Genomic DNA, 20,099 nt, shown 5'->3' with positions numbered 1-20,099 from the left:
GTGTGTGGCCTTTCCCTCTACGTCTGCCGTACCAGTATCCCCGACACGCCGAAGCCCGCGGCCGGGGTGCGGCCACGGGCTTGTGCACGCGTACGGGCGGTGCCGTACGCGCAGGTCAGCGCCGAGTGTAGTTCGGAGCCTCGGTGGTCATCTGGATGTCGTGCGGGTGACTCTCCTTGAGACCCGCGGAGGTGATGCGCACGAAGTGGCCCTTCTCCTTGAGCTCGGGGATGTCGGCGGAGCCGACGTAGCCCATGGAGGCCCGCAGACCGCCGACGAGCTGGTGGGCGACCGAGGAGAGCGGGCCGCGGTAGGGCACCTGGCCCTCGATGCCCTCGGGGACCAGCTTGTCCTCGGAGAGCACGTTGTCCTGGAAGTAGCGGTCCTTGGAGAAGGAGCGGCCCTGGCCGCGGGACTGCATCGCGCCCAGCGAGCCCATGCCGCGGTAGGACTTGAACTGCTTGCCGTTGATGAAGACCATCTCGCCGGGCGACTCCTCGCAGCCGGCCAGCAGCGAGCCCAGCATGACGGTGTCCGCGCCGGCCGCGATGGCCTTGGCGATGTCGCCGGAGAACTGGAGGCCGCCGTCACCGATCAGCGGTACGCCCGCGGCGTGCGCGGCCTGTGCCGCCTCGTAGATCGCGGTGACCTGCGGGACACCGACACCGGCGACCACGCGGGTGGTGCAGATGGAGCCGGGACCGACCCCGACCTTGATGCCGTCGGCGCCCGCGTCGATCAGCGCCTGCGCGCCGTCGCGGGTGGCGACGTTGCCGCCGACGACATCGACGCTGATGTTGGACTTGACCTTGGCGATCATGTCGAGGATGCCGCGGCTGTGGCCGTGCGCACTGTCGATGACGAGGAAGTCGGCACCGGCCTCGACCAGCGCCTGCGCCCGGTCGTACGCGGAGTCGCCGACGCCCACCGCGGCACCGACGACCAGCCGGCCCTCGGAGTCCTTGGCGGCGTTCGGGTACTTCTCCGCCTTGACGAAGTCCTTGACCGTGATCAGGCCCTTGAGCACGCCCGCGTCGTCGACCAGCGGCAGCTTCTCGATCTTGTGGCGGCGCAGCAGCTCGATGGCGTCCTCGCCGGAGATGCCGACCTTGCCGGTGACCAGCGGCATCGGCGTCATGACCTCGCGGACCTGACGGCTGCGGTCCATCTCGAAGGCCATGTCGCGGTTGGTGACGATGCCCAGCAGCTTGCCCGCGGCGTCGGTGACCGGCACCCCGCTGATGCGGAACTTGGCGCACAGCGCGTCGGCCTCGGCGAGCGCGGCGTCCGGGCGGACCGTGATGGGGTCGGTGACCATGCCGGACTCGGAGCGCTTGACCAGGTCGACCTGGTTGGCCTGGTCCTCGATGGACAGATTGCGGTGCAGTACGCCCGCGCCGCCCTGCCGTGCCATCGCGATGGCCATGCGCGCCTCGGTCACCTTGTCCATCGCCGCCGACAGCAGCGGGATGTTCACGTTGACATTGCGCGAGACCCGGGACGCGGTGCTCACCGCGTTCGGCAGCACCTCCGACGCACCGGGCAGCAGCAGCACGTCGTCGTATGTCAGCCCGAGCATGGCGAATTTGGCGGGCATACCGTCGACGTTGTCACTCATGACACCTTCCCCAATGCTCTTGCCTCAGCGCGGACTCCCATGCTAACGGCCTAAGGAAGTGTCCCAATCCACGAGCGATGAGGGCCTCGTCACTTGTGTATTTCTACGGCGAATCCCCGCCGCGGAGACCAGGAATCTGCTACTGCTCGGCGAGCGCCCGCAGCCTGCTCAGCGCACGGTGCTGGGCGACCCGGACGGCACCGGGCGACATCCCCAGCATCTGACCGGTCTCCTCCGCCGTCAGCCCGACGGCGACCCGCAGCAGGACCAGCTCGCGCTGGTTCTCCGGAAGGTTCGCCAGCAGCTTCTTGGCCCACTCCGCGTCGCTGCTCAGCAGCGCCCGCTCCTCGGGGCCGAGGGAGTCGTCCGGCTGCTCCGGCATCTCGTCGGACGGCACTGCCGTGCTGCCCGGATGCCGCATCGCCGCCCGCTGCAGATCGGCGACCTTGTGGCCGGCGATGGCGAAGACGAACGCCTCGAAGGGCTTGCCGGTGTCGCGGTAGCGCGGCAGCGCACAGAGCACCGCGACACACACTTCCTGTGCCAGATCCTCGACGAAGTGCCGGGCATCACCCGGCAGCCGCGACAGCCGGGTGCGGCAGTAGCGCAGGGCGAGGGGGTGCACATGGGCCAGCAGATCGTGGGTGGCCCGCTGGTCACCCTCGACGGCGCGGGCGACGAGATCGCCGATTTCCTGCTTCCCGTCCTCACGCATCGGACCATGGTGCCTTGGCGCCGCACGATCCGCGGCATCAGGTCCGTACTTGTGCACTGAAGCGTTATGCGCGGCAGGTGCGCCGGCTGTCATGTCCTGCGCCCTCCCCTCGTGCCCGACCGACCCGTCCCCGAGGAACTCCATACCTCAAGGATGCGGCACCGCGCGGCGAATCGAACCGCCGGCGGACGCGGCGGCCTGCGGGGCACCCTGCCACCCCGCCCGCCGCAGGGCGGGCGGGGATCTTCACTCCCCCGCATCGCTGCACGTCATCACGCCTTAGCGGACCAGTCCCCAGCGGAAGCCCAGGGCCACCGCATGCGCGCGGTCCGAGGCGCCGAGCTTCTTGAAGAGGCGCCGGGCATGGGTCTTGACGGTGTCCTCGGAGAGGAACAGCTCACGGCCGATCTCGGCGTTGGAGCGGCCGTGACTCATGCCCTCCAGCACCTGGATCTCCCGCGCGGTGAGCGTCGGTGCGGCGCCCATCTCGGCGGACCGCAGCCGCCGCGGGGCGAGCCGCCACGTCGGGTCGGCCAGCGCCTGGGTCACCGTCGCCCGCAGTTCGGCGCGCGAGGCGTCCTTGTGCAGATAGCCGCGGGCACCGGCGGCGACCGCGAGCGCGACACCGTCCAGATCCTCGGCCACCGTGAGCATGATGATCCGGGCGCCGGGATCGGCGGACAGCAGCCGGCGCACGGTCTCGACACCGCCGAGACCGGGCATCCGTACGTCCATCAAAATAAGGTCCGAGCGATCGGCGCCCCAGCGGCGGAGGACTTCCTCGCCGTTGGCCGCGGTCGTCACGCGCTCGACGCCGGGCACGGTCGCAACCGCCCGACGGAGCGCCTCTCGGGCAAGCGGGGAGTCGTCGCAGACGAGGACGGATGTCATGACCGTCCTCCGCAGCTGATGCGCGTCACCTTGAGCCTCCAGGCTGGTACGTATCGTCACCTGTTGCGATTGACGGCCTCGGACACCTGCCCTACGGCTAACTCTGCCAATCGCCTCCGCACACTCAACGACGGTCACTCGAAAGAGTTACGGCTTCGGCGACCGAGTTCAGCACGCTCCGTGAGGAGCCGGATACGCAGACGACTCAACGGGCGACCGGCATCCGCGCGTGCACCCTATGCCCTATTTGGCTCTCTTTCTTCCATTTTCGTGGTGACTGTGACTAGATTCGCAATGAGTCATATTTACATCTACTTCGACAGTAGATGTACCGTCGTGAGCACCGAGCCCGCATCAGCATCGCTTCGAGGGGACAAGCAATGGCAGATTTCTCCCGCCTCCCGGGCCCGAACGCCGACCTGTGGGACTGGCAGCTGCTGGCCGCCTGCCGTGGCGTGGACAGCTCCCTCTTCTTCCATCCGGAGGGTGAGCGCGGAGCGGCCCGCAGCGCGCGTGAGACATCGGCGAAGGAGGTCTGTATGCGCTGCCCGGTACGGGCCGAGTGCGCGGCGCATGCACTGGCCGTCCGCGAGCCCTACGGGGTCTGGGGCGGCCTGACGGAGGACGAACGCGAGGAGCTCATGGGCCGGGCCCGCCACCGGCTGATCCCCGCGTCCTCCATGACCGGTCACGCGGGTGCCTCGGGCGCCTGACCCACGGGAGCGGATCGTTCCTGAAGAAACGTTCCTGCAAGTGCCGTGCACCTGCGGGCTCGGGTGGGAGATTGCTGCGGTGAGCGGCGGGTCGGGTGCGGCCGGGCGCGGCGACGGAGGCAGGGCGGGCGGCGTCGGCGCGCCGGAAACCCGCAGAAGGGCGGAGCCGGAGCGGCCGTGTGCGCGGGTCCCCTCAGCGCCCCGCGGCGTCCGCCAGCTGGTCGAGCGTGGCCTCGACGGCGGGGACGTGCGCCAGATCCGGCAGCGTGAGCGCGACGATCTCACGATGGACGGCGGGCTCCATCCGTACGGCCGTGGCTCCCTTGAGGCGTACCGACGTCAGGGTCAGCTCGGGCAGCGCGGCGACCCCCAGGCCGACGCCGACCAGGCCGATCACCGCGGGATAGTCGTCCGTCGCGAAGTCGATGCGCGGGGTGAAGCCCGCGCTCTCACACACCTCCACGAGATGCCGACGGCAGCGCGGGCAGCCCGCGATCCAGGGCTCGTCGGCCAGCTCGGAGAAGTGCGCGCTCTTCGCCCTCGCCAGCCGGTGACCGTCCGGCACCAGGCCCACCAGCCGGTCCGCCAGGATCGGCCGGACCACCAGGTCGTCCCACTCGGCCGCGGCTGCCGGGTCCGCACCGCGCACTTCCGGATAGCGGAAGGCAAGGGCGATCTCACAGTCGCCGTTGCGCAGCATCTCGATCGAGCGCGGGGGCTCGGCCTCGACCAGCGAGACCCGGGTGCCCGGGTGCGCGGCGCGCATGGCCGCCAGGGCGGTCGGGACCAGCGTCGAGCTGCCGGAGGGGAAGGACACCAGCCGCACCCGTCCGGCGCGCAGGCCGGCGATGGCCGCGATCTCCTCCTCGGCGGCGGTGAGGCCGGCGAGGATGCCGACGGCGTGCCGCACGAGCGACTCGCCCGCCTGGGTCAGCCGCATCTCCCGGCCCGTGCGGACCAGCAGCGGGGTGCCGGCGGACTGTTCCAGCGCCTTCATCTGCTGGCTGACGGCCGGTTGGGTACAGCCCAGTTCGCGCGCGGCGGCGGAGAACGAACCGGTCCGGGCGACCGCACGCAGCACACGGAGATGACGGGCCTCGATCATGCCTCAAGCATAAGCGAGTCTTGGGTTGATCGGGAAAAAGTGCATCGATGCTTTTGGGCGGCTGCTCGGTACGGGGTATCCGCCCGCTCCCGTGACCATGACGGGCGGCGAACGGGGAAGAAGGTCAGGAGGCCCTCCGGGGTCACGCCGAGCGACCGACGGAGCGCCGCATGAAGCTGCTGACCGTGAATGTGGGGCGGCCCGCACCCTCCGGGCACACCGACGCGGTGGGTGGCACGGGTATCGACAAGCGGCCCGTGGACGGCCCGGTGGCGGTGACCGCCCCGGGACCCAAGGGCACCGGCGGCAGCGGGCTGGCCGGTGACGCGGTGGTCGACCTGCGCCATCACGGCGGCGACGACCAGGCCGTTTACGCCTACTCCCGGGAGGATCTGGACGACTGGGAGCGGGAGCTGGGCCGCGAGCTGGCCAACGGGTCGTTCGGCGAGAACCTCACCACGGCAGGGGTGGAGGTCACCGGAGCGCTGATCGGTGAGCGCTGGCGGGTCGGTCCGCGGCTGCTGCTGGAGGTGAGCTGTCCGCGCATTCCCTGCCGGACGTTCCAGGGGTGGCTGGGCGAGCACGGCTGGCTGAAGCGGTTCACCCAGGCTGCGGTGCCCGGTGCGTATCTGCGGGTGATCGAGCCGGGCGAGATCCGCGCCGGGGACGCCGTCGAGCTGGTGCACCGCCCGGCGCACGAGGTGAGCATCCAGCTGATGTTCCAGGCCCTGACCCTGCGTCGGGAGTTGCTGCCGCGGCTGCTGGAGGCGGGTGGGGCGCTCCCGGAGGAGGCGCGGCGGCGGGCGGTGGCGTACGGGGAGCGACGGAGCGGCTGAGTCCCGGGACCGGGCGGCCGGCACGCGCGGTGCGGGGCGCTCGGAGGGCAAGGGGCGTGCGGGCGAGGGGCGATGGGTTGCCGGCCCGGACGGCGGGCGGCGCGGCGGCGGCCGGACGGGGTGGCCGAGTCGGTGGGGTTGGGGCTCGGGCCCCGCGGCCGGGGCGGATAGCGTGCCCGTATGACGACTGCACTGATCACAGGAGCCACGGCGGGCATCGGGGCGGCGTTCGCCCGACGGCTCGCGAGCGACGGCCACAGCGTGGTGCTGGTGGCCCGTGACGAAAAGCGACTGCACGAGCAGGCCACCGAGTTGCACGACCGGCACGGCATCGAGGCGGAGGTGCTGAGCGCCGACCTGGCCACCGAGGAGGGCATCGCGGCCGTCGAGGCACGGCTCTCGGACACCAGGCACCCGGTGGATCTGCTGGTGAACAATGCCGGCTTCGGCAACAAGGGCGAATACCTCGAAGTCCCGATGGCCGACGAGCTGACGATGCTGAAGGTGCACTGCGAGGCCGTACTGCGGCTGACCACGGCCGGGGTGCGCGGGATGCGGGACCGCCGGCGGGGCGCGGTGGTCAATGTGGCGTCGGTGGCGGCGTTCGTACCGCGCGGCACCTATGGCGCGAGCAAGGCGTGGGTCGTGCAGTTCACCCAGGGCGCCGCGCGGGATCTGGCGGGCAGCGGGGTGCGGCTGATGGCGCTGTGCCCCGGGTTCGTACGAACCGAGTTCCATGAGCGGGCCGGGATGGGGACGGACAACATCCCCGGATGGATGTGGCTGGACGCGGACAAGCTCGTCGATGCCGCGATGAAGGACCTGACGCGGGGGAAGTCGCTGTCCATTCCGGATCCCCGGTACAAGGCGCTGATGGGCGCGGTGAAGCTGGCGCCCCGTGGGGTGCTGGGTGGGGTCACCTCGCGTACGGGCCGGAAGTTCGGGCCGCGCTGACGCACGGTCGCCTTCCGTGCCGGCGGGCGCGGCGCCGTGGGGGCGCGCCGGGCCTGAGTACGGGGGTACGGAGAGCCGTGACGGCAGGGAGTGGTGACGGCGGGCGGTGACGGGCCGGGGCCGGAGTCCGGGGATGCTGCGCCTCATGGCCGGGACACCTGCCCTGGCGTGCCGTCATCCTCCGTGCCCGGCAGGGGCAGATCCACAGGGGTGCGGGTGCCGTCCTGCCAGGTGACTTCCATGCCGTGACGGGTGAGGCGGGTGGTGGCCAGGGTGTGGACGGGGGCCGGGTCCGGCTCGTCGGTCAGCGATGCCAGGGCCACGAAGAGGGTGCCCCCGGGGTCGGCGGTGACGGTGCCCTCCACGGCGAGGGTTTCGGTACGGGGGCCGATGAGGGTGCTTCCCGTAGGAGCGCGGCGGGGTGGGGTGTCGTAGCCGTGGACGGGGTGGAGTTGGGCGGTGGGGCCGTCGGGGGTGGTGGCCCAGCCGGTCTGGCGGACGCGGGTGCCGGGGGCGGCGCCGGTGACCCGGTGGGCGCGGAGTTCGGCGCGGCCGTGGACGAGGGTGGCGGACAGGATCCGGATGCCGGTGAGTTCGGTGCCGTCGGCGTGACGCGGGGTGTGGACGGAGGAGGCCCGGTCGGGTCCGGCGGCGTGCGGGGTGGCGGGGCCGCGGGTGGTGGGGCGCCCGTCGAGGAGCAGCGCGAAGTGGTTGTCGGGCGGGGCCGGGTCCCCGGCGGTGGGCGCCGTGGGGCCGGTGCGGGTGGAGTAGGCGAAGCGGGCGTAATAGGGGTCGGGGGTGCTGCGGACGGAATTGCTGCCGTGGTTGTGGAGACGGACCAGGCCGTCGGAGACGGTGGACTGGAGCAGCAGGCCCGTGGTGCCGAAGGGCCCGGCGGCGTCGGCGGTTTCGGCCGGGAGCGCCTCCTCGGGGGCGGTCCAGGCGGGATGGCCTGCGGGGAGCAGCAGCCCGAGGAAGCCCTTGGCCGCCCAGTACGGCGAGGCCGGACCGGAGTAGCTCTGGAGCATCGGTGCGTACGGCCCGTACCAGCCGAGGGGTAACAGGCCGTCCCGGGTGAGGGCGCCGCGGTCGAGGAAGTGCCGCACGGCGCCGGAGGCGAGGCGGCGGGTGGCTCCGGGGGTGAGCGGGGTGTGGCCGGTGAGGGCGCCGAGCCACGGGGCGGCCGCGGCGGCGAAGCGGTAGGTGAGGGAGCGGCCGAAGGGCAGGGGTGCGCCATGGGTGTCGAAGAGGCGGGTGCAGGCGTCCAGTTGGGCGTGCAGTCGGGGCCCGTGGGTCGCCAGCAGGGTCCGGTCGGCCGCCAGATGGGCATGCAGGACCGGGTAGAAGTGCAGCGCCCAGCCGTTGTAGTGGTCGAAGGCGCGGTTGTCGCCGTCCGCGTACCAGCCGTCGCCCCGGTACCAGTCCTCGATGCGGGTCAGCGCACGGTCGATGGCCGTGCCGGCACGCTCGGTCTCGATGCCCGCGTCGCGGAGGAAGCCGCCGACGGTGAGGCCGAAGAGCCACCAGTTGTTGTCGACGGGGGACGGGCCCAGGGCCGGCAGCAGCCACTCGACGACGCGGGTGCGGACGTTCTCGTCGAGGGTGTCCCACAGCCATCGCCGGGTCAGGCGCAGCCCGAGGGCGAGCGAGGCGGCCTCGACACGGGCCTGGCGGACGGTGTCGATGCGGGGCCAGGAATCCGGATCGGCGGGGGTCAGTTCGCGTGCGCCGCCGGGCCTTCGGGTGCCCGCGGCGAGACCTTCGGCGTAACGGGGGAGGTGGCCGTGCGGGTCGTGGCCGTCGTCGCCGGCCACGCGGAGCGCGGCGAGCAGGAACGTACGGGCGAAGCCTTCGAGGCCGTCCGAGCGGGGACCGGAGGAGCTGGGGCGGGCTCCGGGGAGGACGATCAGGCCGTGGCGCGGGGAGGCATGGCGGGCGGTGGCCCGCAGCAGGGCGTCGGCCGTCGCCTCCCAGTGGGCCCGGGTCCAGCCGGTGTACGGACTGCGGCGGCGGTCCTCGGGCGGCAGCGCCCAGGGCGGGTGGCACGGAGGAGGCCGGCGGCGCGCGGCGGGAGGTTCGGGCTGCGGCTCGGGCTGCGGCTGGGTCATGGCTCCCCCTGACGCGGTGGGCGGTGGCCGGGTGCCGGCATCCTTCAGCCGCGACTGACCACACGTCAATCGGGCGTCCGGCCCTCGCTTTCCCTTCCTCCTGCGCCCTTCACTCCCCCACTCCCGCACTCCTCCACCCCCTCCCCTTCGGCACCGGTCCGCTCCTCGCCGTCCACTCCCGACGGTCGCCACCGCCGGCCCCGCGGCGACACACTGGAGGTGCCGCTCCCGCCACCGGTGGCGGCAGGTGACGCGCACTGACGGGCGACCGCGAAGGAGCACGTTCCTCACTATGCACCCGACCCCTGACCACGCCGCCGGACCTGTGGAAAACCCTCCTGCCCGGCCCGCCCTGCTGCTGTCGATGGAGCCCGGCGTCGCCGGCCGGCTGCTCGATACCCGCCATCGCACCCGCCTGACGGCCCTGGCCCGTACCGACCCGTCACTCGTCGCCCACGACCTGACCGGCCCCACCCCCGCGGTCGCCGCCGCCCTCGCCGAGGCCGAGGTCCTTCTCACCTGTTGGGGCGCCCCGCCGCTCACCCGCGCCGTCCTGGCCGCGGCGCCCCGGCTGCGCGCCGTCATCCACGCCGCCGGCTCGGTACGGCACCACCTCACCGACGCCTGCTGGGAGCGCGGTATCGCCGTCAGCTCGGCCGCCGCCGCCAACGCACTCCCGGTCGCCGAGTACACGCTCGCCGCGATCCTCTTCGCCAACAAGCGCGTGCTGCACTCCGCCCACCGCTACCGGGGCCTGCGCGCACCGCACGACTGGCCGCACGAACTCGACGGCGCCGGCAACCACCACCGCACCGTCGGCGTCATCGGCGCCTCCCGCATCGGACGCCGCGTCATCGCGCTGCTGCGCCCGTTCGACCTGCGCGTGCTGCTGTACGACCCGTACGTGGACGCCGACGAAGCCGCCCGGCTCGGCGTGACACCGGTCCCGCTCGACGCGCTCTGCGCCGGCAGCGACCTCGTCACCGTGCACGCCCCGCAGCTCCCCGCCACCCGCCATCTGCTCGGCGCACCCGAACTGGCCCGGATGCCCGACGGCGCCACGCTGATCAACACCGCCCGCGGCTCCCTGGTCGACCCGGACGCGCTGCTCCCCGAGCTGGTCAGCGGCCGTCTGCACGCCGTCCTCGACGTCACCGAGCCCGAACTCCCGCCGCCCGGCTCACCGTTGTGGGACCTCCCGAACGTCCTGCTGACCCCCCACGTGGCGGGCTCCCTGGGCACCGAACTCCACCGCCTGGCCGACCACGCCCTCGACGAACTCGAACGCTACGCACACGGCCGCCCCTTCAGCGACCCCGTACTGCCGGAGCATCTGCACCGCTCGGCATAGCGCAACGGGCCGCGTGCGCCGTTCGACATGAGCACGACGGGCCGTGGGGCTCCCCTCCAGACCCGCCCACCCCCCGAAGGGGGGTGGGCGGCGGGGAAACAACACGCCCAGGGGGTGGGCGGCGGGGAAACAACACACCCAGGGACGAGCGACGGAAGACACCACCCCCGGGACCGGACCCCCGAGATCCGAGGCCGCCCCCGGGAACAGAGCCACGGCCCCCTCCCCGAAGACCCCGAACACCCCCGGGAAGCCCGGAACGCCCCCGAAACCCCCGAAATAACGAAAAACCCGAAAAACACGAAGACCCAGCCCCCGCCAAAGCGGAAACCGGGTCTTCGGTGGACGGTCCACGGCAGGCCCGCAGGCCCACCGTCACCGTGTCAGCTCACGTCAGTGCGAGTGCCCGTGGCCGTGGCCGGCATCGGCCGAGTCGTCCTCGGCGGGCTTCTCGACGACCAGGGTCTCGGTCGTCAGCAGCAGCGACGCGATCGACGCGGCGTTCTCCAGGGCGGAGCGGGTGACCTTGACCGGGTCGATGACGCCGGCCTTGACCAGGTCGCCGTACTCGCCGGTGGCGGCGTTGAAGCCGTTGCCCTTGTCCAGCTCGGCGACCTTCGCGGTGATGACGTAGCCCTCGAGGCCGGCGTTCTCCGCGATCCAGCGCAGCGGCTCGACGACGGCGCGGCGGACTACGGCGACACCGGTGGCCTCGTCGCCCTCCTTGCCGAGGGAGCCTTCCAGCACCTTGGCGGCGTGGACCAGAGCGGAGCCACCACCGGAGACGATGCCCTCCTCGACCGCGGCGCGGGTCGCGGAGATGGCGTCCTCCAGACGGTGCTTCTTCTCCTTGAGCTCGACCTCGGTGGCCGCACCCACGCGGATGACGCAGACGCCACCGGCGAGCTTGGCGAGGCGCTCCTGGAGCTTCTCGCGGTCCCAGTCGGAGTCGGTGGACTCGATCTCGGCCTTGATCTGCGCGACGCGACCGGTGACGTCGTCGGACTTGCCGCCACCGTCGACGATGGTGGTGTCGTCCTTGGTGACGGTCACGCGGCGGGCGGTGCCGAGCACGTCCAGACCGGCCTGGTCGAGCTTGAGGCCGACCTCCTCGGCGATGACGGTGGCACCGGTGAGGGTGGCGATGTCGCCGAGCATGGCCTTGCGGCGGTCACCGAAGCCGGGGGCCTTGACGGCCACGGCGTTGAAGGTGCCACGAATCTTGTTGACGACGAGGGTCGACAGGGCCTCGCCCTCGACGTCCTCGGCGATGATCAGCAGCGGCTTGGAGGCGCCGGCCTGGATGACCTTCTCCAGCAGCGGCAGCAGGTCCTGGATCGAGGCGATCTTGCCCTGGTGGATCAGGATGTACGGGTCCTCGAGGACGGCCTCCATACGCTCCTGGTCGGTGACCATGTACGGCGAGAGGTAGCCCTTGTCGAAGGCCATGCCCTCGGTGAAGTCGAGCTCCAGGCCGAAGGTGTTGGACTCCTCGACGGTGATGACACCGTCCTTGCCGACCTTGTCCATCGCCTCGGCGATGAGCTCGCCGACCTGCTTGTCCTGGGCGGACAGGCCGGCCACGGCGGCGATGTCGGACTTGTCGTCGATCGGGCGGGCGGTCGCGAGGAGCTCGTCGGACACGGCCTTGACGGCGGCGTCGATGCCCTTCTTGAGCGCGGCCGGGGAGGCGCCCGCGGCGACGTTGCGCAGGCCCTCGCGGACCAGCGCCTGGGCCAGCACGGTGGCGGTGGTGGTGCCGTCACCCGCGATGTCGTTGGTCTTGGTCGCCACCTCCTTGACGAGCTGGGCGCCAAGGTTCTCGTACGGGTCGTCGACCTCGACCTCACGGGCGATGGTGACACCGTCGTTGGTGATGGTCGGGGCACCGAACTTCTTGTCGATGACGACGTTGCGGCCCTTGGGGCCGATCGTCACCTTGACGGTGTCGGCAAGCTTGTTGACGCCGCGCTCAAGGGCGCGACGGGCGTCCTCGTCGAACTTCAGGATCTTCGCCATGGGTTGCTTCAAGTCCTCTCATTGCGATCCTCGGCCACGCAGTGGGGACCGCTGTCGCTCAAACGAACTGCGCCCCTGCCCCGGGTTGTTTAGACGCGGGAACCAGGGGCGCAGATCACGGCAAATCTGGTGACTTACTTCTCGACGATCGCGAGAACGTCGCGAGCCGAGAGAACGAGGTACTCCTCGTTGTTGTACTTCACCTCGGTGCCGCCGTACTTGCTGTAGAGAACGACGTCGCCGACGGTGACGTCGAGCTCGACGCGCTTTCCGTCTTCGACACGGCCCGGGCCCACGGCCAGGACGACGCCCTCCTGGGGCTTCTCCTTGGCGGTGTCCGGAATAACCAGGCCTGAAGCCGTGGTCTGCTCGGCGTCGAGCGGCTGGACCACAATGCGGTCCTCGAGCGGCTTGATGGCAACCTTGGAGCTGGCGGTCGTCACGATCCGACCTCCCCCTTCGGAGATCTCACGGGGTTAACTGTCTGAGGTGGCGACCAGGTCGATCCGTCGTCGCGGGTGCCGGACCTGCCCGTCGCTGTATGTCTGGCACTCCCCACTGGAGAGTGCCAACGCCGAGACTATGACGCGGTTAGCACTCGGTCAAGCGGAGTGCCAGCGCGGCGGGGGGAGGTTCCGCCGTCACCGGTTGACCCGCCCCGCGAAGACGCGACTCCCGGCGCCCGTTTGCGGCCCATCTGGGGCGGGATCCGGGCGGGTTCGGGGCCTCGCTCCGACCGGTTTCCGTCAAATCGGACACACCTTCCCTTCCCTCGCAACCACGTCACCGGCTGCCTCGTCTACCTCCCCGGCTGCCGAACCGGCGAACCGGGCGCACTCCCGGACGGCCGGCGGCCTCGACGACCGATGGCGGAGGACTCCCGTGCGTGGACTGACCAGCGTTCCCCGGGCTGCCGGGCGGCCGGAGAGCGACGCCGAACGCACCATGACGTTCGCCGCGCTGGCCCAGGCACCGGACCGCCGGCGGACCGAGGCGTGGCTGCTCGTCCTCGTCGTCCTGATCGCGGACTTCGGCTACGCCTACACCGGACTGTCGATGACCGGCCGGCTGCCCGGCGGGCTGACCGGCTTCGCCGTCAGCATGTTGTTCGTGGCGCTGGTCCCGCACCTGGTGCTGCGCCGCTACGCGCCGCGCGCCGATCCGCTGATCCTGCCGCTGGCCACGCTGCTGACCGGGATCGGCCTGGTGCTGCTGCACCGTCTGGACGTCACCTATGCGCAAACGCCCCGGCTGAAGATCGCCGAGGCGGCGAGCGGTCAGCTGGTGTGGACGGTGATCGGGGTGGCGACCTGCATCGTCATCCTGCTGGTGCTGCGCGACCACCGCATTCTGCAGCGCTACATCTATCTGACGATGGTGGTCGCCCTGGTGCTGCTGATGGCGCCGGCCTTCTTCGGCGCCGACATGTACGGCGCCAAGCGCTGGATCCTGCTCGGCCCGCTGTCGCTGCAGCCCGGCGAGTTCGTGAAGATCATGATCTCGGTGTTCTTCGCGGGCTATCTCACCGTCAACCGCGATGCGCTGGCGCTGGCCGGACGGCGGGTCCTGGGCGTCCAGCTGCCCCCGGGACGGCAGCTCGCGCCGATCTTCACGATCTGGGTGATCAGTCTGCTGGTGCTGGTCTTCGAACGGGACCTGGGCACCTCGCTGATCTTCTTCGGGGTCTTCGTGATCATGCTCTACATGGCGACCGAGCGCACCAGTTGGGTGCTCTGCGGCCTCGCCATGGCCGTGGTCGGGGCCACCGTCGTCGGCTCGACGGAACCACACGTCAAGGGCCGGATCATGGCCTGGCTGCACCCGATGGACATCTTCCTGCCCAAGGGGCAGCGGCCGCCGGGGCTGATCTCCGACCAGGCCGCGCAGGCGCTGTTCAGCTTCGGCAGCGGCGGCATCTCGGGCAGCGGCCTGGGCCAGGGCCACCCCGAGCTGATCGGCTTCGCCGGCAACAGCGACTTCATCCTCACCACCGTCGGCGAGGAGCTGGGCCTGGCCGGGGTGATGGGCGTCCTGATGCTGTACGTGCTGCTGGCCCAGCGCGGGATGCGGGTCGCCCTGACCGCACGCGACCCGTTCGGCAAGCTGCTGGCGGTCGGGCTCTCCGGGGCGCTGCTGCTCCAGGTCTTCGTCGTCGCCGGCGGGGTCACCGGGCTGATCCCACTGACCGGCAAGGCCCTGCCGTTCCTGGCCAAGGGCGGCTCCTCACTCGTCGCGAACTGGGTGATGGTGGCACTGCTCCTGCGCATCAGCGACCATGCGCAGCGCCGGCGGGAGCCGGCGTAGTTCCCCCACGTTTTTGACTTTCCCGCCGTGGGGTTTCTCGCCGTGTTTCGCCCGCTTCGCGGTGCGCTCGCCGTTGCCTGTCCGCTGCGCTTTGCCTCGGCCCGATTTTGGCTTTCCCGCCGTTGCGCCTGCGGCGGGCGGGGGTCCGCTGCGCGGGGCTGTCGGGGTGCGGTGACGGACCTCCGGGGCCGGTGTGTGGGACTGCTTCGCTTTACGTCCCACACACCGGCCCCTCCGGCCCGCCCCCTCCCGTTGTGGGAAGGGGAAAAGGCCAGTGGGGGTGGCCCCAGCTGGTCCAGCGCGCCTGACAGGTCGTACCGAAACGAACATCCACGGCCCGCCCCCACCCACCTTCACGTACTCCCCCACGGGAGGGGACGGGCCGGAGGGGGTGGGTGTTCGGACGTAAAGCGAAGCAGTCCGAACACCCACCCCCGGAGGCCCGTCACCGCACCCCACACCCACCCGCCCGCCGCAGGCGCAACGGCGAGAAACCACCACGGCGGGACAGCCAACAACGCGGGAAGAAAGCAAAAGCGCAGCGGACCCCCACGGCGGGAAAGACAACAACGTGGGGAGACAATGACACCGTGAATGACCTCGACACTTTCGTCAGCCTGCTCGCCCCGGAGGGACAGGCTCTGCTTGCCGAGTTGCGGGATCACGACCCGGCGGACGAGCTGGCGGCAGCCACCCGGCTGCGCCGCGACCACCCCGCGCCGCTGGTCTCCGCCGCCCTCGGCCAGGCCCGGCTGCGCCAGCGCGCGGCGGCGAAGTTCGGGGCGGACGCGCGGCTGATGTACTTCACGCCGAACGGCGTCGAGCAGTCCACCCGCACCACCGTCGCCGCCCACCGCGCAGCCCGCTTCGCCGCGCTGGGCGTCCGTACGCTGGCCGATCTGTGCTGCGGCATCGGCGGTGACGCGCTGGCGCTGGCCCGGGCCGGGATCCGGGTGCTGGCCGTCGACCGCGATCCGCTGGCCTGCGCGGCGGCCCGGGCCAACGCCGAGGCACTGGGACTCGCCGGGCTGATCGAGGTGCGCTGCGCGGACGTGACCGAGGTGGACACCGCGGGATATGACGCGGTCTTCGTCGATCCGGCACGGCGCAGCAAGGCCCCGGCAAGAGGGGCGGCGCGCAGCGCCTCGGGCAGGGGTGGTGGCCGGGCGACGGGTGGGCGCATCTTCGACCCGGAGGCGTACGCGCCGCCGCTGTCGTGGGCCGTCGAGGCGGCCCGTGCGGCACCGTGCGCGGCGTTGAAGATCGCGCCCGGCGTCCCGCACGACGCCCTGCCCGGGGACGCCGAGACGGAGTGGATCTCGGACGGGGGCGACGTCAAGGAGGCCGTGGTGTGGTTCGGGCCGGCCTCGCAGGGCGCCGACGGCCCGGTCCCGGGCGGCCGCCGCGCCACCCTGCTGCCGGCCGGCCACTCACTGCTGGGCGCGGCGCGGCCGGACCCGCCCGCCTCAGACGAGGCGGACCGTGCCCCCGTGGGGCCGGTCGGGGACTGGCTGTACGAACCGGACGGCGCGGTGATCCGGGCCCACCTGGTCGCGGACGTCGCCCGGCAGCTCGACGGCCGGCTGATCGATCCGACCATCGCGTACATCACCGCGGACCGGCTGACGGCCACGCCGTACGCGACCGCCTACGCGCTCACCGATGTGCTGCCGTTCAACGTCAAGAAGCTCAAGGCCCTGTTGCGCGAGCGCGAGGTCGGGATCGCGGTGATCAAGAAGCGGGGTTCCGCGGTGGAGCCCGAGGAGCTGCGCAAGAAGCTGAAGCTGGGCGGCGGCCGCAACTCCTGCACGATCTTCCTCACCCGGGTCGGCGGCGCCCCCTCGATGCTGCTGGGCCGGCCGGCCGCGGAGGACCCCCGGGAGCCGGTCACGCCAGGTCGGTGAGGTCCTCGGCGTAGATCTGGGAGAGCGGCTGCGGGCCGATGTACTGCTGGCAGGTGCACTGCCCGGCTTCGTACTGCACCGGCCGGTGGTCCTCGTCCCAGACCACCGCCACCTCGACCCGCTCATGGCACTTGCCCCGCTTGTCGTGCTTGGCGAGGTGGTGGGTGCAACCGCACACCGGCTCCGGCTGTTTGTGGGCGGCGGCGAGTGCCTGGCGCTCCTGGCGCGCGGACTCCAGCCGCTCCATCTTCCGTTCGTGCCGGGTGCGCAGCGCCGTCCGGGCGGTGTCGGCGACCTTCGCGAATCCGCCCGCCATGAAGAAGATGAAGACCCACCAGAACCAGTCCACAGCCTGCCGCCTCCCCACGTGCGCGCCCGGTGCTGGTTGCCAGGGTAAGACCTCGGGCCACGCGCCGGGCGGGGGGAGGCAACAGCGCGCGAAGAACGACAAACGAAGTCCCGGCGGCGGCCGCGCCCTCTCAGGAGTAGAGGTTGTGCTTGCTCACCTCGTGGACATGGTCGTGATCGTGGCCATGGCCGGGCTCATGGCCGTGCTCGTGCGCTTCCGGGTCGGCGGACGCCTCGCCGGGGACGTGTGGCTCGGTGACCGGCAGCGACGAGTCCGCGGACAGGTCCCAGTCGGAGGCCGCGCGGCCGCGCGCCACCATCTCCGCGCCCAGGGCGGCGACCATCGCGCCGTTGTCGGTGCACAGCTTGGGCCGCGGCACCCGCAGGGTGATGCCGGCGTCCTCGCAGCGGCGCTGGGCCATCGCCCGCAGCCGGGAGTTGGCCGCCACCCCGCCGCCGATCATCAGGTGGTCCACGCCGTTGTCCTTGCAGGCCCGGACGGCCTTACGGGTCAGCACGTCCACCACGGCCTCCTGGAAGGACGCCGAGACGTCCGCCACCGGCACCTCCTCACCGGCCGCCCGCTTGGCCTCGATCCAGCGGGCGACCGCCGTCTTCAGGCCGGAGAAGGAGAAGTCGTAGACCGGGTCGCGGGGACCGGTCAGTCCGCGCGGGAAGCGGATCGCGTCGGGGTTGCCCTCGCGTGCGTAGCGGTCGATGACCGGGCCGCCGGGGAAGCCGAGGTGGAGGACCCGCGCGATCTTGTCGAAGGCCTCGCCGGCCGCGTCGTCGATCGTCGAGCCCAGGGGGCGTACGTCGGCGGTGATGTCGGGAGCGAGCAGCAGGGAGGAGTGGCCGCCGGACACCAGGAGCGCCATGGTCGGCTCCGGCAGCGGGCCGTGCTCCAGCTGGTCGACGCAGATGTGCGAGGCGAGGTGGTTGACGCCGTAGAGCGGCTTGCCGAGGGCGTAGGCGTACGCCTTGGCGGCCGAGACGCCGACCAGCAGCGCGCCGGCCAGGCCCGGTCCGGCGGTGACCGCGATCCCGTCCAGGTCGGAGGCGGCGACGCCGGCGTCCTTCAGGGCGCGCTGGATGGTGGGGACCATCGCCTCCAGGTGGGCGCGCGAGGCCACCTCCGGCACCACCCCTCCGAAGCGGGCGTGCTCGTCGACGCTGGAGGCGACCGCGTCCGCGAGGAGGGTGTGGCCGCGGACGATGCCGACACCGGTCTCGTCGCAGGAGGTCTCGATGCCGAGGACGAGCGGTCCGCCGCGTGAGTCAGCCATGAGTCTCAAGTTCCTTGTACGGGGGGTGCTTCGGAGGAGGTCTGGGTGGTGCGGCGCATCACCAGGGCGTCGACGTTGCCGGGCTGGTAGTAGCCGCGGCGGAAGCCGACCGGCTCGAAGCCGAAACGCTCGTAGAGGCGCTGGGCGCGGAGGTTGTCGACCCGTACCTCCAGCAGCACCTCGTGGCACTCGAAGTCGGTGGCGGCGCCGAGGAGTTCGGTCAGCATCCGGGAGCCGAGGCCGGAGCCCCACTGGTCGCGGGCGGTGGCGATGGTCTGGATGTCGCCGGTGCCGTCGACGGCGGCCAGTCCGCCGTAGCCGACCAGCCGCTGGGACCGCTCGGCGACGAGATAGCGGCGGTTGGCGTGCGGGCCGCGCGCGTGGGCCAGCTCGGACCAGAACATGCCGGGCGACCAGGCGTCCTCGGGGAACAGCTCCCGTTCCAGCTCCAGCACCGGCGCGAGGTCCCACCAGCGCATCTCGCGCAGCACCAGGCCGCGGTCGGCGGGGCCGTCCGGCGGCGGCGCCGGGGGGCGCGGGTCGGGCGAGGGGCGGACGCTCACCGGGGAGTGACCACCTTGTAGTTGGCCGGGACCTGGGCGTCCGGGCGGCGCAGGTACAGCGGCTGCGGGGGCAGCAGCTCCTCGCCCGCCGCCAGCTTCTGCACGGCCAGCGCGGCCAGCGCGGCGGCGGACTGGTGCTCGGGCCCGTCGCGCCGTACGCCGGTGAACACCTCGTCGTAGAGCAGCGCGCCCGCGCCCACGGCGGGGACGCCGGCCACCTCGGCGGCGATGTCGGCGGGGCGGTCGACGGCGGGCTCGGTCAGCCGGGTCGCCGGGCCGGGCGTCGTGCCGGGCTCGTAGCGCGCCCAGTAGACCTCCTTGCGGCGGGCGTCGGTGGCCACGACGAAGGGCTCGGTCAGCCCGGCGGCGTGGGCGAGGCCGTCCAGCGTGCACAGGCCGTGGACGGGGACGCCGAGCACCGCCCCGAAGGTCGCGGCGGTCACCAGGCCGACCCGCAGGCCGGTGTAGGGCCCCGGGCCCACGCCGACCACGATGTCGCTGACCGCGTCGAGCGTGTGGCCGGCCTCGGCCAGCACCCGGTCGACGGCGGGCAGCAGCAGTTCGCCGTGCCGGCGGGCGTCCACCTGACGGGACTCGGCGAGGACGCCGGATCCGTCGTGGAGCGCGACGGTGACGGCGGGGGTGGCGGTGTCAAGAGCTAGCAGCAGCACGCCCTCAAGACTACGGCTCGGCGGGCGGTCCCCGTTCCGGTGCTACCGTCGCCCCCGTAGTCAGCAGCACGCAGCCCGGCGTCCAGGACCGGGGCTCCCCGCCGGTGGCAGGGAGAGGGAGGAAAGGTGGCACAGCGGTGCCCGCTAAGAGCAGCACGATCGTCACCGCGCTGACGGCGGCGGCCCTGGTCGCGGTCGGGGTGCTCGGGTACCAGGCCTCGGCGTCCGCCCCGGACACCCTCAGCCAGGCCCGTCAGGGCAGCCACCAGGCCCCCAAGGACCACCGGGACCGGCACGACACGAAGGACAAGACCCCCGCCCCGGCCCCGGTTCCCGCGGCCTCCGGCGCGGGACGGCGGATCGTCTACTCGCTCGGCGCGAAGCGGGTCTGGCTGGTCGACGCGAAGGGCACGGCGCAGCGGACGTTCACGGTCACGCCCAGTACGGTCAACCCCCCGCGGGGCGCCTACGCGGTCGGCTCGCGGTCGGTGAGCGTCATGGGCTCCGACGGCATCGCGATCGAGCACGTCGTGCGGTTCGCCGGCGTCAGCGGCGTCACGATCGGCTTCAGCGCCGCCGTGGACGGCTCGCGGCCCGACCCGGGCGCGGGGAAGAAGACCGGCGGCATCCGTGAGTCGCGCGAGGACGGCAAGGCGATGTGGGACTTCGCGCTGCACGGCACCAAGGTCGTCGTCGTCCCCTGACCGCGCGGT

At 72.0% G+C, this 20,099-nt stretch carries 18 protein-coding genes; 7 read left to right on the top strand and 11 right to left on the bottom strand.

Annotation, left to right across the window (positions count from 1 at the left end):
• Positions 1-115: 115 nt before the first annotated feature.
• The 3 genes from guaB to OIU81_RS20850 all read right to left on the bottom strand — a co-directional run bounded on the left by guaB (position 116) and on the right by OIU81_RS20850 (position 3,224).
• Positions 116-1,618 (bottom strand): IMP dehydrogenase, encoded by a 1,503-nt coding sequence (gene guaB / locus OIU81_RS20860; protein ID WP_329150060.1) that lies wholly within the window; start codon positions 1,616-1,618, stop codon positions 116-118.
• A gap of 139 nt (positions 1,619-1,757) precedes the next feature.
• Positions 1,758-2,333 (bottom strand): sigma-70 family RNA polymerase sigma factor, encoded by a 576-nt coding sequence (locus OIU81_RS20855; RefSeq protein WP_040899000.1) that lies wholly within the window; start codon positions 2,331-2,333, stop codon positions 1,758-1,760.
• A 279-nt stretch (positions 2,334-2,612) separates the two neighbouring features.
• The gene (locus OIU81_RS20850) at positions 2,613-3,224 is read right to left on the bottom strand and encodes a response regulator transcription factor (RefSeq protein ID WP_003948568.1); all 612 of its coding nucleotides are present in this window, start codon (positions 3,222-3,224) and stop codon (positions 2,613-2,615) included.
• Between the two features lie 380 nt (positions 3,225-3,604).
• On the opposite strand from OIU81_RS20850, the gene OIU81_RS20845 reads away from it, so the two are divergent.
• Positions 3,605-3,937, top strand: a complete 333-nt coding sequence (locus tag OIU81_RS20845) for a WhiB family transcriptional regulator (RefSeq protein ID WP_235450787.1) — start codon at positions 3,605-3,607, stop codon at positions 3,935-3,937.
• Between the two features lie 193 nt (positions 3,938-4,130).
• Here the strand turns inward: OIU81_RS20845 and OIU81_RS20840 are convergent, their stop codons facing one another.
• Positions 4,131-5,042 (bottom strand): LysR family transcriptional regulator, encoded by a 912-nt coding sequence (locus OIU81_RS20840; RefSeq protein ID WP_329150053.1) that lies wholly within the window; start codon positions 5,040-5,042, stop codon positions 4,131-4,133.
• A gap of 170 nt (positions 5,043-5,212) precedes the next feature.
• Here OIU81_RS20840 and OIU81_RS20835 point away from each other — a divergent pair, with 170 nt between their 5' ends.
• Together OIU81_RS20835 and OIU81_RS20830 are read left to right on the top strand one after the other, a co-directional pair.
• Positions 5,213-5,878, top strand: a complete 666-nt coding sequence (locus OIU81_RS20835; protein ID WP_329150051.1) for an MOSC domain-containing protein — start codon at positions 5,213-5,215, stop codon at positions 5,876-5,878.
• A 180-nt stretch (positions 5,879-6,058) separates the two neighbouring features.
• On the top strand, positions 6,059-6,832 hold the full coding sequence (locus OIU81_RS20830; protein ID WP_329150049.1) for an SDR family NAD(P)-dependent oxidoreductase: 774 nt from the start codon (positions 6,059-6,061) through the stop codon (positions 6,830-6,832).
• Positions 6,833-6,975: 143 nt separating this feature from the next.
• On the opposite strand, the gene OIU81_RS20825 is transcribed toward OIU81_RS20830, so the two are convergent.
• Complete coding sequence (locus OIU81_RS20825; protein WP_329150047.1) at positions 6,976-8,940, bottom strand: DUF2264 domain-containing protein; 1,965 nt, start codon at positions 8,938-8,940, stop codon at positions 6,976-6,978.
• A gap of 292 nt (positions 8,941-9,232) precedes the next feature.
• Here OIU81_RS20825 and OIU81_RS20820 point away from each other — a divergent pair, with 292 nt between their 5' ends.
• Positions 9,233-10,291, top strand: a complete 1,059-nt coding sequence (locus OIU81_RS20820; RefSeq protein ID WP_329150045.1) for a hydroxyacid dehydrogenase — start codon at positions 9,233-9,235, stop codon at positions 10,289-10,291.
• Positions 10,292-10,684: 393 nt separating this feature from the next.
• Here the strand turns inward: OIU81_RS20820 and groL are convergent, their stop codons facing one another.
• A complete protein-coding gene (gene groL / locus OIU81_RS20815) occupies positions 10,685-12,310 on the bottom strand; it encodes a chaperonin GroEL (protein ID WP_329155255.1) in 1,626 nt (541 codons plus the stop codon).
• 134 nt (positions 12,311-12,444) lie between these two features.
• Positions 12,445-12,753 carry a co-chaperone GroES gene (groES, locus tag OIU81_RS20810; RefSeq protein WP_329150043.1) on the bottom strand — a complete coding sequence of 103 codons (309 nt, stop codon included), beginning with the start codon at positions 12,751-12,753 and terminating at the stop codon, positions 12,445-12,447.
• A gap of 502 nt (positions 12,754-13,255) precedes the next feature.
• Here groES and OIU81_RS20805 point away from each other — a divergent pair.
• Both OIU81_RS20805 and OIU81_RS20800 read left to right on the top strand, forming a co-directional pair.
• Positions 13,256-14,614, top strand: coding sequence for an FtsW/RodA/SpoVE family cell cycle protein (locus tag OIU81_RS20805; RefSeq protein WP_329155254.1), 1,359 nt, complete (start codon positions 13,256-13,258; stop codon positions 14,612-14,614).
• Between the two features lie 590 nt (positions 14,615-15,204).
• Entirely contained in the window at positions 15,205-16,518 is a 1,314-nt protein-coding gene (locus tag OIU81_RS20800; protein ID WP_329150042.1) for a class I SAM-dependent methyltransferase, read from the top strand.
• On the opposite strand, the gene OIU81_RS20795 is transcribed toward OIU81_RS20800, so the two are convergent.
• The 4 genes from OIU81_RS20795 to tsaB all read right to left on the bottom strand — a co-directional run bounded on the left by OIU81_RS20795 (position 16,502) and on the right by tsaB (position 19,386).
• Complete coding sequence (locus OIU81_RS20795; protein WP_329150039.1) at positions 16,502-16,867, bottom strand: hypothetical protein; 366 nt, start codon at positions 16,865-16,867, stop codon at positions 16,502-16,504. The two genes, OIU81_RS20800 and OIU81_RS20795, sit on opposite strands and share 17 nt — an antisense overlap.
• A gap of 130 nt (positions 16,868-16,997) precedes the next feature.
• A complete protein-coding gene (tsaD, locus tag OIU81_RS20790; protein WP_329150037.1) occupies positions 16,998-18,152 on the bottom strand; it encodes a tRNA (adenosine(37)-N6)-threonylcarbamoyltransferase complex transferase subunit TsaD in 1,155 nt (384 codons plus the stop codon).
• 5 nt (positions 18,153-18,157) lie between these two features.
• Positions 18,158-18,715, bottom strand: coding sequence for a ribosomal protein S18-alanine N-acetyltransferase (rimI, locus tag OIU81_RS20785; RefSeq protein WP_443074019.1), 558 nt, complete (start codon positions 18,713-18,715; stop codon positions 18,158-18,160).
• Positions 18,712-19,386, bottom strand: a complete 675-nt coding sequence (gene tsaB, locus OIU81_RS20780; RefSeq protein ID WP_329150035.1) for a tRNA (adenosine(37)-N6)-threonylcarbamoyltransferase complex dimerization subunit type 1 TsaB — start codon at positions 19,384-19,386, stop codon at positions 18,712-18,714. The genes rimI and tsaB overlap by 4 nt, the downstream gene beginning before the upstream one ends.
• Before the next feature lie 137 nt (positions 19,387-19,523).
• On the opposite strand from tsaB, the gene OIU81_RS20775 reads away from it, so the two are divergent.
• Positions 19,524-20,090: a hypothetical protein gene (locus OIU81_RS20775; RefSeq protein ID WP_329150033.1), complete on the top strand. Its 567-nt coding sequence runs from the start codon at positions 19,524-19,526 to the stop codon at positions 20,088-20,090.
• The last annotated feature ends 9 nt before the right edge of the window (positions 20,091-20,099 follow it).

This window comes from Streptomyces sp. NBC_01454 (assembly GCF_036227565.1).
Taxonomy (GTDB): domain Bacteria; phylum Actinomycetota; class Actinomycetes; order Streptomycetales; family Streptomycetaceae; genus Streptomyces.
Note: the sequence above shows the minus strand (reverse complement) of the source record. Positions and strands in the feature narration are given on the sequence as shown.

Bases quoted from the DNA above. Each gene is read 5' to 3' on its own strand.
- OIU81_RS20820 (WP_329150045.1), top strand. From the start codon at position 9,233: ATGCACCCGACCCCTGACCACGCCGCCGGACCTGTGGAAAACCCTCCT.
- guaB (WP_329150060.1), bottom strand. From the start codon at position 1,618: ATGAGTGACAACGTCGACGGTATGCCCGCCAAATTCGCCATGCTCGGG.
- OIU81_RS20850 (WP_003948568.1), bottom strand. From the start codon at position 3,224: ATGACATCCGTCCTCGTCTGCGACGACTCCCCGCTTGCCCGAGAGGCG.
- OIU81_RS20835 (WP_329150051.1), top strand. From the start codon at position 5,213: ATGAAGCTGCTGACCGTGAATGTGGGGCGGCCCGCACCCTCCGGGCAC.
- groL (WP_329155255.1), bottom strand. From the start codon at position 12,310: ATGGCGAAGATCCTGAAGTTCGACGAGGACGCCCGTCGCGCCCTTGAG.
- OIU81_RS20825 (WP_329150047.1), bottom strand. From the start codon at position 8,940: ATGACCCAGCCGCAGCCCGAGCCGCAGCCCGAACCTCCCGCCGCGCGC.
- OIU81_RS20845 (WP_235450787.1), top strand. From the start codon at position 3,605: ATGGCAGATTTCTCCCGCCTCCCGGGCCCGAACGCCGACCTGTGGGAC.
- OIU81_RS20805 (WP_329155254.1), top strand. From the start codon at position 13,256: ATGACGTTCGCCGCGCTGGCCCAGGCACCGGACCGCCGGCGGACCGAG.
- OIU81_RS20855 (WP_040899000.1), bottom strand. From the start codon at position 2,333: ATGCGTGAGGACGGGAAGCAGGAAATCGGCGATCTCGTCGCCCGCGCC.
- tsaD (WP_329150037.1), bottom strand. From the start codon at position 18,152: ATGGCTGACTCACGCGGCGGACCGCTCGTCCTCGGCATCGAGACCTCC.
- OIU81_RS20840 (WP_329150053.1), bottom strand. From the start codon at position 5,042: ATGATCGAGGCCCGTCATCTCCGTGTGCTGCGTGCGGTCGCCCGGACC.
- OIU81_RS20830 (WP_329150049.1), top strand. From the start codon at position 6,059: ATGACGACTGCACTGATCACAGGAGCCACGGCGGGCATCGGGGCGGCG.